This is a genomic window from Streptomyces sp. NPDC037301 (genome assembly GCF_055602785.1).
On the sequence record NZ_JBVJWD010000014.1, the window covers coordinates 89,506 to 101,832 of the forward strand.

A 12,327-nucleotide genomic window follows, 5' to 3' on the forward strand; every position below is an offset into this window, starting at 1 on the left:
CGGGGGCGCGCATCGCGTACGCAGCGCGCGGGGGACGCGTCCGGGGGCAGAGCGCGCCGACACGTACAGCGCGGGCACGTTGCCTGATCGGGCAGCAGCCGGTGCACGGCAGGGCGGCCGTGCGTCCGTTCCCGGTGATCGCCGCTGTCACGAGAATTGCGGGCGTTCCCCGGCCAAGGAGAGACTCACATGCCGTCGTACCTGTCCCCGGGCGTCTACGTCGAAGAGATCGAGTCCGGATCCCGGCCGATCGAAGGGGTGGGCACCTCGGTCGCCGCCTTCGTCGGCTTCGCGCAGAAGGGCCCGTTCGACGAGCCGACGCTGATCACGAACTGGAGCCAGTTCGCCGGCACCTTCGGCGACTTCGTCGACGGTACGTATCTCGCCTCCGCCGTCTACGGGTTCTTCTCCAACGGCGGCGGTGTCTGTTACGTGGTGCGCATCGGTGATGGCACCGAGCCCCCGGCCGAGGACGAGAGCAACGGGGCCGCCGGACAGTTGCCCGCCGGATCGGAGACGCAGCTCGGGCCGTACGCGGTGAAGCCCCGCCCCGGTGCGGTCGGTGAGATCACCGTCGAAGTGACCGAGGTGGAGGGAGACGATCCGCCTTCAGATGTCTTCCAGCTGATCGTGAAGCGGGACGGACAGGTCGCGGAGACGTACCCGAGCGTCACGACCAAACGCAGCAAGGAGAACGTCGCCACCCGGGTCAACGCCAAGTCGGAGCTCGTCGAGATACGGGAGTCCGGGCGCGGCGCCGCTCCCGCCAAGCCCGAGCCGCAGGCCGTGACCCTGGCCCCCGCAGCACCCGCGTCACCCGGAGCAGGGGCGCTGACTCCCGAGGTGTACGTCGGCGATCCCGACCGCAGGACCGGCCTCGGCGGGCTCGAAGCCGTCGAAGAGGTCACCACGATTGCCGTGCCGGACCTGATGAGCGCATACGAACGCGGGCTGCTGGACCTGGAGTCGGTCGTCGCCGTGCAGCAGGGGCTGATCAGCCACTGCGAGCTGATGGGCGACCGCGTCGCCATTCTCGACCCGCCGCCCGGACTCAGTCCGCAGCAGATCCGCGCCTGGCGCACCGACGGCGCCAACTTCGACTCCAAGTACGCCACGCTCTACTACCCCTGGATCCGGGTTGCCGATCCCTCGTCGGGGCGCGCGCAGCTGGTCCCGCCGAGCGGCCACATCGCCGGGGTCTGGGCGCGCAACGACGAGTCGCGCGGTGTGCACAAGGCCCCCGCCAACGAGGTCGTACGAGGGGCGGTCGCCCTGCAGACCCAGCTGACCAAGGGCGAACACGATCTGCTCAACCCGATCGGGCTGAACTGCATCCGGTCCTTCCCCGGACGCGGCATCCGGGTCTGGGGCGCGCGCACGCTGGCATCGGACCCGGCCTGGCGCTATCTGAACGTCCGGCGCCTCTTCAACTACCTGGAGGAGTCGATCCTCGCCGGTACGCAGTGGGTCGTGTTCGAACCGAACGACGACGCCCTGTGGGCCCGTATCCGGCGCACGGTCTCGGCGTTCCTGGTCAACGAGTGGCGCAAGGGAGCGCTGTTCGGGCTCACTCCGGAAGAGGCGTTCTACGTCAAGTGCGACCGTGAGACCAACCCGCCGGAAAGCATCGACGCAGGTCAGGTCATCTGCGAGATCGGGGTGGCACCGGTCAGGCCGGCCGAGTTCGTCGTCTTCCGCCTCTCCCAGCTGACCGGGGGCACCGGCGGCGTCGACGAATAACGCCGCCGGTGCCGGGCCGAGCAGCGCGGCCGTCCTGAGGTCCCCCAAGCGGTAAAAGCGGTAAAGGAGCCTGTTGTGCCACTTCCCGATCTCGACAGCACCGTCGGGGCCTCCTTCGGCCTCGAATTCGACAGCGTCGTCATCAAGCAGATCACCGAGGTCAGTGGTCTGAAGATGGAGCAGGACGTCATCGAGCTGAAGCAGAACACCGCCGACGGCCGCTACGCCATCAAGAAGCTCCCGGGCCGGCCGAAGGCCGGTGAGGTGACCGTGACCCGGGGCCTCACCGAGGACAACAGCTTCGAACGGTGGATCAAGGACTCCCGGTTCGGCCGGATGACCATGGCCCGCCGCAACGGTGCGGTCATCGTGTACGACCACGAAGGCATCGCCATCAAGCGCTACAAACTCATCAACGCCTGGCCGAAGTCGCTGGAGATCGGCACCCTCAAGGCCGGTGACACCTCGGTCCTCACGGAGAAGCTCGCGATCACCTACGAGAGCATGGAACTCGACTGATGCGACGTACGGCACCGGCACCGGATCCGGCCGAGGCTCCGGAACGGCCGGACGCACATCTCCCGGCCGGCAGGAGCGGGCGGTCCGGCCAACGGGAGCCGCTCCGCACCGAGTTCACCTTCGAGCTGCCGCGCGGGTACGTCGACGAGACGGGCGCCGTGCACCATACGGGCGTCATGCGGCTCGCGACCGCGCGCGACGAACTCGTGCCGTTGCGGGACGACCGGGTGCGTGAGAACTCCGCGTACCTCTCGGTCGTGCTCATCGCCCGGGTCGTCACCCGGATCGGCACGATCGATGACATCCACCCCGGCATCATCGAGGACCTCTTCGCCTCCGACTTGGCCTTCCTCCAGGACTTCTACCGGCGGATCAACGCCGAGGGGCACACCCGCGCCGCCGTCACCTGTCCGTCCTGCCAGGAGGAGTTCGCGGTGAATCTCGCCGGTGGCCGCCTGGGGGAATCGTGACGTACGCGGCCGACCTGCTCTACGAGGAGGTCGCGTACCTCGCCTATCACTTCCACTGGCCGCTCGATGAGCTGCTGGACCTGGAGCACCCGGAACGACTGAGGTTCGTCGCACAGATCGCTCGCCTCAACGGGCAGTAGCGAACAGCGCAGGGAGGGCGAAAGAATCCATGGGCCTGATGTCATGGCTGCGCGGTGGCGGGCGCACGGAGACGGGTACGGGTACGGAGACGAGCAGCGCGAGCGCCGCTCCGCCGGCCTTGCCGCGCGAACGAGTCGATCTGGCCGAACTGCCGCCCATCCAGCGGACCCTGGGCGCCCAGGATCTGGTCATCGACCCTGCCGGATTCCAGGGATCGCTCTCCACTCGGCAGGACCACTCGCTCGGGACACCCCTCGGGCATCTGGTCAGTCCGGACGCGCCCACCGGGCTGGTGCACGGGATCACCGCACCGGCCCCCGTGGACCGTCCGTCGCCGGTGCAGCGGTCCGTTCAGCGTCCGGTGGAGCTGCCGGACCGTGCCAGGACCGTGCCCCTGTCCGTGCCCATGCAGCGCACTGTCGCGGGTGGTGCGCCCGCGATGACGTCGGCCGGGGAGTCGGCCGTGGCGGAGCTGCCAGTACGCCAACTGGTGGGCGAGCAGCCCCTTGTGGCGGTGCCCGAACCGGCCGCGCCCGAACCGGCCGCGCCTGGGTCCGCGACCCCGCCGCCACCCGTTCAGCGTTCGGTGATGCCGCCGGTCGCGGGCCCGCCCCGGCGGGCACCCGGTCTCGGCGCGCCCATGTCCGCGCTGCCGCCCACGGCACAGCGACAGGCTGCCCACGCCGGTCCGGAGGCGGAGGGGGCGGCCGGAGTGGTTCCGGTTGCCCGGAGCGTGGCGGACGACGGTGCCGGTGAGGTCCCGGAGGCCCCTGAGGCGCCCGCGGCCCCGGAGTCGGCCCCCGAGTCCGACGGGCCCACTGCTCCGCTGCTCGGTGACGATCCGCTGCTCCCCGCCCCGTCGGAGACCGCACCCGCGCCTACTGCCGCCTCCTCGTCCGCCCTGGCGGAGTCCGCACCCGCGCCCACTCCCGCCTCCTCGTCCGCCCCGGCGGCGCAGCGGACTCCCGCCGTGCCCGCGCAGGCTCCCCTGTCACGGCCCCCGGCCACCGCTCCGGTCGCGCCCCTGCTCGCCGACCGGCCCTTGACGCTCCAGTCCGGGCAGAGCGGTGGGGCGGGCGTCGTACAGCGTTCCGCCGTGGACGGGGCGGCGGCATCTCCGTCGGGTGGTGCGGGTCCGGTGCCGGGTCCCGGGCTGCCGTCCCTGCCCGATGCCGTTCCGGTGCGCTGGACGTCTGCCGGGGCGGGTGCGCCTTCGGTGGCGCCGGCCGCATCTCTGCCGGCAGCTCTGCAACGTACCGCCACGTCTCCGAGGGATGCGCCGGGTGTGCTTCCTCGGCCGCTTCCCGCCCTGCAACGTCAGGCAGCCGGCGGGCCGCCGGTGCCTCGTTCGTTGCCGGGTGCCGGCAGCCGTACCGCACCCTCCGCACCCTCCGCGCCCGCCGCCCCCTCGTTCCCCACGGCCGGTTCGGTCGCCGTGGCCGCGGGGGTGGCTCAGCGGATGGCCGACGGCAGTGTCGTCTTCGGCTCGCCGCCACCGCCGTACTCATCACCCGTCGTACAGCGCGAGACGGAGACCACGGAACCACCGCCTCCGGAGCCTCCCCAGGAGCCCGAACCGGTACCGGAACCGGAACCGGAACCGGAACCCGGGCCCATGGCCGAGGACCACGGCGCACCGGGCGCGGCCGCCTCCGCCCCTGGCGCGCCACCCGGGCAGAGCGGTGGTCACGGCGGCGCCGCAGCCCCCGTCGTCACCGACGAGCTGGTACGCGCCCTGTACGCACCGCTCAGCAGGCTCTTCAAGGCGGATCTGCGGCTGGAACGCGAACGAGCGGGTTTTCTCATCAACACCCGGCACTGATGAACGGCAGCGACAACACAGGGAATTGAGAGGTACGTGCCATGGCCACCGCCCAGGACAACGATCCCGCCGTCAGCGTCTGCTTCGTCGTCACGATCGACGACATCGAGCTCGGGTCGTTCAACACATGTGACGGGCTGGGCTGTGAAGTGGTGCTCGAAACGCGGGAGGAAGGCGGCAACAACGGGCATCTGTGGCAGCTGCCGACCCGCCTGAAGTACTCGAACGTGAAGCTGTCCAGGCCGCTGACCAAGGAGACCGAGAAGGTGGCCCGCTGGTTCGCCACCATGACGACCGGATTCAGCCGCAAGACGGCGCACATCGAGGCGCGAACCGGGGACGGACAGAAGGTGGCCCAGTGGGGGCTGCTGGAGGTCGTGCCCGTCCGCTGGACCGGCCCCTCCTTCACCCCGGAATCGCCCAAGGTCGCGATGGAGACGATCGAGATCGCCCATCACGGCTATGTGATGGAGGGCTGACCGTCGTGAGTGGCGCAGGTCCCATCGCGTTCAGCGCCGCCGGTACGTCCGGGGCGTCGGCGGCGAGGGCGGGCAAAGGAGGTTCGGCCCGGCCCAAGCTGGAGCACGCCTATCTGGAACTGCGGACACCGCCGACCGGCGGTGGCCTCACGCCCGGTGGTCCGTGCGGACGGATCGACTTCCAGTTCAACCCCAAGGAGCTGAGCCTCACCAAGGCCGCCTCCTGGAAGCGGAGTCCGGCCAAGGGCGCCAAGAGCTCGGGGCCGCCGGAGTATCAGGGCTCGCAGCCCAGCAAGCTCACCGTGGAGATGTTCTTCGACGCCAGCGACACCCAGGACACCCGCGTGGTGACCTCGGTCGAGCAGCTCTTCGCGTGCTGTGTGCCGACGAGCGAGACCCGTCAGCAGCAGCGTTCGTCACCGCCGTGGGTGGTCTTCCACTGGGGCGGGCTGACCGGGTTCCCCGGCTACGTCAGTCAAGTACAGGCGAAGTACACCTTGTTCACCACATCGGGCGTGCCGATCCGGGCCGTCTGCCAGGTGACCATGGAGGAGATCAGCGGCGACACCCCGGGCCAGAACCCGACCTCGGGCGCCCTCGCGGCCCGCCGGGTGCACCGGCTGGACGCCGGGGACTCGCTGCCCTCGCTCGCCCAGCGCGAGTACGGCGACCCGGCGGCCTGGCGGGTGATCGCGGAGGCGAACGGGATCGACGACCCGATGCGGCTGGCCCCCGGACGGCAGCTGCTGCTTCCCGCGCTCGACGAGCTGAGCCGGCTCGAAGAGAGCCGGGACGGAGGGCGGTCCTGATGGCGCAGCCGGGCGTCGCGACGGCGCTGGTGGTGGAGTTCGGCGGCAGTCCGCTGCCGCCGAAGTTCGTGAACTCCCTGGTCGAGGGGTACGTCGACGACAGCCGGACGCTGCCCGACCTGTTCCTTCTGCGCTTCCGCGATCCGGACCGGGTGCTGCTGGAGCAGACCGGGCTGAAGATCGGCAGCGAGGCCCGGCTGCTGGCCCGCGCGGGCGGGGACACGGCACCGAAGCCGCTGCTTAAAGGGGTGGTCACCGCACTGGAGGTGGAGCTCGACGAGACCGGCACCTTCACCGTCGTACGCGGGCTCGACGAGTCGCACCGGCTGTTCCGGGGACGTCGGGTGGCCAGCTACCAGAACATGACGCTCGCCGACATCTGCGCCCAGGTGGCCCAGCGCGCCGGGCTGAAGCCGGGGACGGTGGACGTGGCCGGCCCCGTACTCGAACACATCGCCCAGCCCAACGTCACGGACTGGGAGTTCGTGCGCGATCTGGCGGAGGAGGCGGGCGCGCAGGCGTACGTACTCGACGGACAGCTGCACATCACCAGACCCGCGGAGGCGAGCGGCGCACCCGACGGTTCGGCACGGGCCGACCGCAATCCGCTGGTCCTGGAGATGGGCAGCAATCTGCTGCGCTGCCGGGCCGGGGTGTCCTCCGCGGAGCAGGTCTCCGAGGTCGAGGTGCGCGGCTGGGACATCAAGACCAAGCAGCCGCTCGTCGGGCGGGCGCCCGCGGGGAAGTCGGCGACGCTCGAGCTGGGGGTGAGCGCGGCCGAGGTGTCCGCACCCTTCGGCGAGGCGCGTTTCGTGGTCACGGACACGGCGTACGGGGCACAGGCGCAGGTGGACCAGGCGGCGAAGGCCCTGGCGGAGCGGATCGCCGGATCGTTCGCGGAGCTGGAGGCGGTGATCCGGGGGAACCCCGAGGTGCGGGCGGGCAGTGCGGTGGCGCTCAACGCGGTGGGGGCGCCTTTCGAGGGGCGGTACACGGTCACGTCGTCGCGGCATGTCTTCGACCCGGTGCGCGGGTACGAGACCTGGCTCACCGTCTCCGGGCAGCAGGAGCGTTCGCTGTTCGGGCTGACCGGTGGAGGGCCGGGGTCGGGCGGGCCGGGAGCGGGGTCGGGCGGCGGGTCGCGGTGCGTGGGGCTGGTCAGCGGGACGGTCACGGACACCCACGATCCGGAGGGATCGGGCCGGGTCAAGGTGCGGTTTCCCTGGCTGTCGGACGAGTACGCGAGCGACTGGGCGCGTACGGCGCAGTCGGGCGGGACGAGCGGTGGTGAGGCGTTCATCCCCGAGGTCGGGGACGAGGTCCTGGTGGGATTCGAGCACGGGCATCTGGACCGTCCGTACGTCCTCGCCGGTCTGTACAACGGGAAGGACCGGCCGTCGCAGGGCAGCGGCGGCGGGTCGGGAGGGAGTGCTGGTGGCGCGTCCGGGCCGGGTGACCCCGGGGCGGGTGCCTCCGGGGCGGGTGCCGGACCCGGCCCGTCCACAGGCCCGTCCGCCGGCGCGGAGCCCGCCGGTTCACCCGCGGCAACGCCCGCCGCACCCCCCGCCCCAGGAGGTGAGCTGGTCGACCCGACCACCGGGGCGGTCAACCGGCGTTCCATCGCCTCCAAGAGCGGAAACCAGCTGGAACTCCTGGACGGCGCCAACGGACCGCAGGGCGTACGTCTGCTCACCGGCGACGGAAAACTGAAGATCGATCTCGACCGCAGGGGCACCGTGATCGTGATCAACAGCGACGGCAGCGTGAACATCGAGGCCAAGCAGCAGGTGTCCATCAAGGCGGCGCGCGGGGTCGCGCTGGACGGCGGGCAGGGAACGCTCGAACTGAGCGGCGACAGCGTCACGTTGACGTCCCGCAGCGGAGTGCGGGTCGACGGCGGAAACGGCGAGGTCAAGCTCTCCACCGGCGGAACGGTGGACGTCCGGGGCGCCCAGGTCGCGGTCAACGGAACACAGCGGACCGACATCAAGGGCGGCAGCTCCCTGGCCATCAACGCACCTCTGGTGAAGATCAATTGACGGCGCGGACGCGCTGAGCGAGAGGAACGGACTTTCATGTCAGCAGCCGCGGCGGCAGCCGCACGGGTCGGCGACCCCACCGGACACCCCGGCACGGTCGGGCCGCCCGGTGTCCCGTCCGTGCTCATCGGAGGCATCCCCGCCGCCACGGTCGGCACTCCGCACCTGTGCGCGATGCCGCCGCCCGCGGTGCATCCGCCGTCCGCGATCGCGCCGCCCGGCAGCGCCACGGTGCTGATCGGCGGGCAGCCCGCCGCACGCGTCGGGGACCTGGCCGCCTGCGGATCGCCCGTCGTGTCCGGTTGTCCGACGGTGCTGATCGGAGGCTGAGCGTCCATGGGCCAGCAGTTCATCGGCGCGGGCTGGGCCTTCCCACCGCGTACGGATGCCACCGGTTCCATCGCCCTGGTGCGTGGCGAGCACGAGCTGGAGGAGTCGATCCGGCTGATCCTGGCCACGTCACCGGGCGAGCGGCCCATGCGTCCGGAGTTCGGCTGCGCGGTCAACGACTACGTGTTCGCCCCGGCGGACGCGGGCACGGCCGGGCAGCTCGCGTACGAGGTACGTCTGGCTCTGGACCGGTGGGAGCCCCGGGTCGAGGTCACCGAGGTCGTCGTCCGGTTCGACGAGGTCGACCACGGAGTCCTGTACATCGACATCGGCTACACCGTACGGGGCGCCAACGACCCCCGGAACCTGGTCTTTCCGTTCTATGTGATCCCGCAGCACGAGGAGGTGGACGGCGCGTGACGCTGCCCAGTCCGTATCTGGACGACCGTCGCTTCCAGGGCCTGGTCGACGAGGCGAAACGGCTCGTCCAGCAGCGCTGCCCCGAGTGGACCGACCACAATGTGTCGGACCCCGGCGTGACCCTCATCGAGGCCTTCGCGACCATGGTCGACCAGCTCGTCTACCGGGTGAACCGGGTTCCGGAGAAGAGCTATCTGACCTTCCTCGACCTGATCGGGGTCCGGCTCCACCCGCCCACGGCCGCCCACACCGATGTGACGTTCAGGCTCTCCGCACCGCAGCCCGAACCGGTACGGGTGAGGGCCGGCACGGAGGTGGCAACCGTCCGTACGGAGACCGAGGAAGCGGTCGTGTTCACGACCGGCCGTGAACTGTCCATCGTGCCGTGCGAGTTCGCCCATCTCGCCACCTGGCCGACATCCGGCGACGCCGTCGACCGTACCGAGGAACTCACGCTCGGCCGGGCCGTCCCCTGCTTCGACACCACGCCCGCGCCCGGCGACGCCCTCTATGTGGGCCTGTCGGCCGCCGTTCCGTCCGGAGTCGTCGTGCTGCGGCTGGACTGCGCGGTCGAGGGCGTCGGCGTGGATCCGCTGCGGCCACCACTGCTCTGGGAGGCCTGGGACGGCAGCGCCTGGACGGTCTGCGAGGTCGAGAAGGACGACACCGGCGGCTTCAACCGGTCCGGAGAGCTGATCCTGCACCTTCCCGAGGGACATACCCCGGCCGTCGTCGTGCGCCGGACCGGCGGCTGGCTGCGCTGCCGCCTGGTGGAGGCCACCCCCGGGCAGCCCACCTATATGGCGTCTCCGGTGGTGCGCCGGATCACGGCGTTCACGATCGGCGCGACCGTCGGGGCGGTCCACGCCGAGACCGTGACCGACGAGGTGCTCGGCGCGGCCGAAGGCGTACCCGGACAGACCTTCACGGTGAGCCGCCCGCCGGTGGTGCCCGGCGACTTCGTCGTCGAGGTCGCGAATCCGGCGGGGGGCCCGCAGGGCACGGAGTGGACCCGCGTCGACGACTTCGCGCACTCCGGACCCGACGACCGGCACATCACGCTCGACCCCAACTCGGGTCGGGTCGAATTCGGTCCGGCGGTCCGGGAACGGGACGGCTCCATCCGCTACTACGGCGCGGTACCGCCGAAGGGCGCCACCGTACGTGTGCGTTCGTACCGCACCGGCGGTGGACTGCGCGGCAATGTCGCCCGCTCCACGCTCCGGGTGCTGCGCAGCGCCATCCCGTACGTGGCCCGGGTGGAGAACCGGCGCCCCGCGCTCGGCGGAGTCGACGGCGAGACGGTGGACAGCGCACGGGTACGCGGGCCGATGACCCTGCGGACCCTGCACCGGGCCGTCGTACCGCACGACTACGAACTGCTGGCCCGCGAGGTCGCACCCGACGCGTCCAGGGTGCAGTGCATTCCGGCCGGCGGGGACTCGGACGTCGAGGCGGGCGGGGTGCGGCTGCTCGTCGTACCGGCCGGACGCAGCGACGAGCAGGGCCGGATCCAGTTCAACGAGCTCATCCCGCCGCAGCACACCCTCGCCCTGATCGCGGGCCATCTGGACGAACGGCGGCCCATCGGCGCCCGGTTGGTGGTCGAACCGCCCTATTACCAGGGGGTCACCGTGGTCGCCGCGGTCCAGGCCCGCAGAGGTGCCGTGCTGGAACGGGTACGCGAGGAGGCGCTGGCAGCCCTCTACGGCTACTTCAACCCGCTGAGCGGCGGACCCGGCGGCGAGGGCTGGCCGTTCGGCCGGCCGATCCAGTCGGGCGAGGCGTTCGCCGTACTGCAACAGGTGCCGGGGGTGGACCTGGTGGAGGACGTACGCCTCTTCCCCGCGGACCCCGTGACCGGGCAGCGCGGCGAACCCGCCACCAAGATCGCACTGGACCGGCACGCTCTGGTCTTCAGTTACGAGCACCAGCTCCGGGTACGGGAGGCCTGACCGCCATGCGCACAGCTGTGACCGGCCTGCCGACACCGCACCCGCTGATCGAGCAGCTCCCGGCGGTCTATCTGGAGCAGGACTTCCTGCAACGGTTCCTCGCGGCGCTCGACGACGTACTCGCCCCGGTCCTGCTCTCGATCGACAATCTGCCCGCCCACCTCGACCCCCGCAGCGCGCCGGAGGACTTCCTGGCGTGGCTGGCCCAGTGGGTGGCCGTCGACACCCGCGCGGACCACCCGGTCGAGCAGCGGCGTGCGGCGGTAAGGGGCGCGGTCGAACGGCACAGCAGGCGCGGTACCAGGCGTGGGCTGGCGGAGGCGGTGTTCCTGGAGACCGGGATCGAGCCGGACATCGTCGAGAGCGGCGGCACGGCGTGGTCGTCGACGCCGCACACACAGTTCCCGGGCGGCCCGCGGCCGTGGGTGACGGTCCGGGTCCGGGCCTCACAGCCGTACCAGGTCGACCGGGTGCGGCTGGAGGAGCTGATCCGTACGGAGATACCGGCGCATGTTGGCTTCGACCTGGAGGTCTCGTGATCTGTGAGGCGTGCGGGCAGAGCAACGCGCCGGGGACGCAGTTCTGTACGTCGTGCCGGGCGTTCCTGGAGTGGGAAGGGGCGGACGGGGGTTCCTCGGCGTCCTCTGCCGGCCCTGCTCCTGCGCCACAGCCATCACCTCAACCCCAGCCGCAACCCCAACCCCAACCCCAACCCCAGCCCGTGCCCCCATCCCCCGTCGCTGCGGCCGCCCCGCGTCGCCCCGGCGACGAGCCGGACGAGTCGGTGCCGGGGCCCGAGGCGCTGCCCGACGTTCCGCCGGGACCCGTGAACACACCCCCGGGTCCACCTGCCGCCCCACCCATTCGCTGCCCCAACTGCCGTACGGAGAACGCCCCGGACCGCACCCTGTGCATCCGCTGTGCGCTGCTCCTGGACCCGGGGCCGCCGCCCGAGGCCCGGCCCCCCTGGTGGCGTCGGATCCTCCGGAGGCGACCGCGTCAGGCGCCCACCGCCGGTACCCGTCCGCGGCGTCGGTTGTGGCGCCGCCCCGGTCTGGCGTTTCCGATCGTGCTGATCGTGGTGGCGTGCGGCGTCTGGTTCGCCCTGCCGCATGTGTCCGGCTGGTTCGGCTTCGCCAAGGACGAGACCGGGACGCCGGAGGCGGTGCCGCCCACCCGGTTCCGGGCCTCCAGCAGGGCTCCGGGCCACCCGGCGGGTGCGGCGTTCGACGGTTTCAACAATCGTTACTGGGCGCCCTCGGCCGCAGGTCCCGACACCGGCGTGGGCCAGTACCTGGAGTGCGACTTCGAGCAGCCGGTACGCGTGCTGAAGCTGGTCGTCTTCTCCGGTACTTCGGCCAAGAAGGACGAGTTCCTCACCCAGGCCCGCCCGGCCAGGATCACCGTACTGCTCACCTCCGCCGACGGAAGCCGGGTCAGCAAGGAGATCAGGGTCAAGGACCAGCCAGGTCAGCAGACCTTCGACCTTCGCGGTTCGGAGATCGTCCGGGCCCGCCTCACGACGGACACCACCTATGGAGCGGGTCCCGGCCGTCGACTGGCCGTCGCCGAGGTCGAGTTCTTCGGCCGAAGGCCCTGACCC

At 71.3% G+C, this 12,327-nt stretch carries 13 protein-coding genes; all 13 read left to right on the top strand.

The features are described from left to right. Positions 1 to 189: 189 nt before the first annotated feature. The 13 genes from ACZ7IB_RS22925 to ACZ7IB_RS22985 all read left to right on the top strand — a co-directional run bounded on the left by ACZ7IB_RS22925 (position 190) and on the right by ACZ7IB_RS22985 (position 12,324). Entirely contained in the window at positions 190 to 1,740 is a 1,551-nt protein-coding gene (locus tag ACZ7IB_RS22925; protein ID WP_470915169.1) for a phage tail sheath family protein, read from the top strand. A 75-nt stretch (positions 1,741 to 1,815) separates the two neighbouring features. Beyond that, complete coding sequence (locus ACZ7IB_RS22930; protein WP_470915171.1) at positions 1,816 to 2,259, top strand: phage tail protein; 444 nt, start codon at positions 1,816 to 1,818, stop codon at positions 2,257 to 2,259. Further along, on the top strand, positions 2,259 to 2,729 hold the full coding sequence (locus tag ACZ7IB_RS22935; protein WP_470915173.1) for a hypothetical protein: 471 nt from the start codon (positions 2,259 to 2,261) through the stop codon (positions 2,727 to 2,729). The genes ACZ7IB_RS22930 and ACZ7IB_RS22935 overlap by 1 nt, the downstream gene beginning before the upstream one ends. Continuing rightward, positions 2,726 to 2,869 (top strand): DUF6760 family protein, encoded by a 144-nt coding sequence (locus tag ACZ7IB_RS22940; RefSeq protein WP_093896703.1) that lies wholly within the window; start codon positions 2,726 to 2,728, stop codon positions 2,867 to 2,869. Before ACZ7IB_RS22935 ends, ACZ7IB_RS22940 begins: the two co-directional genes overlap by 4 nt. A gap of 29 nt (positions 2,870 to 2,898) precedes the next feature. Beyond that, positions 2,899 to 4,692: a hypothetical protein gene (locus ACZ7IB_RS22945; RefSeq protein WP_470915176.1), complete on the top strand. Its 1,794-nt coding sequence runs from the start codon at positions 2,899 to 2,901 to the stop codon at positions 4,690 to 4,692. A 41-nt stretch (positions 4,693 to 4,733) separates the two neighbouring features. Next, positions 4,734 to 5,171 carry a phage tail protein gene (locus ACZ7IB_RS22950; protein ID WP_093549687.1) on the top strand — a complete coding sequence of 146 codons (438 nt, stop codon included), beginning with the start codon at positions 4,734 to 4,736 and terminating at the stop codon, positions 5,169 to 5,171. A gap of 5 nt (positions 5,172 to 5,176) precedes the next feature. After that, positions 5,177 to 5,980, top strand: coding sequence for a CIS tube protein (locus ACZ7IB_RS22955; protein ID WP_470915180.1), 804 nt, complete (start codon positions 5,177 to 5,179; stop codon positions 5,978 to 5,980). After that, on the top strand, positions 5,980 to 8,019 hold the full coding sequence (locus ACZ7IB_RS22960; protein WP_470915182.1) for a VgrG-related protein: 2,040 nt from the start codon (positions 5,980 to 5,982) through the stop codon (positions 8,017 to 8,019). Before ACZ7IB_RS22955 ends, ACZ7IB_RS22960 begins: the two co-directional genes overlap by 1 nt. A gap of 36 nt (positions 8,020 to 8,055) precedes the next feature. Next, positions 8,056 to 8,349 (top strand): PAAR domain-containing protein, encoded by a 294-nt coding sequence (locus ACZ7IB_RS22965; protein ID WP_470915184.1) that lies wholly within the window; start codon positions 8,056 to 8,058, stop codon positions 8,347 to 8,349. Between the two features lie 6 nt (positions 8,350 to 8,355). Continuing rightward, the gene (locus tag ACZ7IB_RS22970) at positions 8,356 to 8,769 is read left to right on the top strand and encodes a GPW/gp25 family protein (protein WP_470915186.1); all 414 of its coding nucleotides are present in this window, start codon (positions 8,356 to 8,358) and stop codon (positions 8,767 to 8,769) included. Then, positions 8,766 to 10,724 carry a putative baseplate assembly protein gene (locus ACZ7IB_RS22975; RefSeq protein ID WP_470915189.1) on the top strand — a complete coding sequence of 653 codons (1,959 nt, stop codon included), beginning with the start codon at positions 8,766 to 8,768 and terminating at the stop codon, positions 10,722 to 10,724. Before ACZ7IB_RS22970 ends, ACZ7IB_RS22975 begins: the two co-directional genes overlap by 4 nt. Positions 10,725 to 10,729: 5 nt before the next feature. Next, a complete protein-coding gene (locus ACZ7IB_RS22980) occupies positions 10,730 to 11,263 on the top strand; it encodes a phage tail protein (RefSeq protein ID WP_389607256.1) in 534 nt (177 codons plus the stop codon). Between the two features lie 530 nt (positions 11,264 to 11,793). Then, positions 11,794 to 12,324 (top strand): discoidin domain-containing protein, encoded by a 531-nt coding sequence (locus ACZ7IB_RS22985; protein ID WP_232837730.1) that lies wholly within the window; start codon positions 11,794 to 11,796, stop codon positions 12,322 to 12,324. Positions 12,325 to 12,327: the final 3 nt, after the last annotated feature.

Coding starts and splice junctions, on each gene's coding strand:
- ACZ7IB_RS22965 (WP_470915184.1), top strand. CDS start 8,056: ATGTCAGCAGCCGCGGCGGCAGCCGCACGGGTCGGCGACCCCACCGGA.
- ACZ7IB_RS22970 (WP_470915186.1), top strand. CDS start 8,356: ATGGGCCAGCAGTTCATCGGCGCGGGCTGGGCCTTCCCACCGCGTACG.
- ACZ7IB_RS22960 (WP_470915182.1), top strand. CDS start 5,980: ATGGCGCAGCCGGGCGTCGCGACGGCGCTGGTGGTGGAGTTCGGCGGC.
- ACZ7IB_RS22935 (WP_470915173.1), top strand. CDS start 2,259: ATGCGACGTACGGCACCGGCACCGGATCCGGCCGAGGCTCCGGAACGG.
- ACZ7IB_RS22925 (WP_470915169.1), top strand. CDS start 190: ATGCCGTCGTACCTGTCCCCGGGCGTCTACGTCGAAGAGATCGAGTCC.
- ACZ7IB_RS22945 (WP_470915176.1), top strand. CDS start 2,899: ATGGGCCTGATGTCATGGCTGCGCGGTGGCGGGCGCACGGAGACGGGT.
- ACZ7IB_RS22980 (WP_389607256.1), top strand. CDS start 10,730: ATGCGCACAGCTGTGACCGGCCTGCCGACACCGCACCCGCTGATCGAG.
- ACZ7IB_RS22950 (WP_093549687.1), top strand. CDS start 4,734: ATGGCCACCGCCCAGGACAACGATCCCGCCGTCAGCGTCTGCTTCGTC.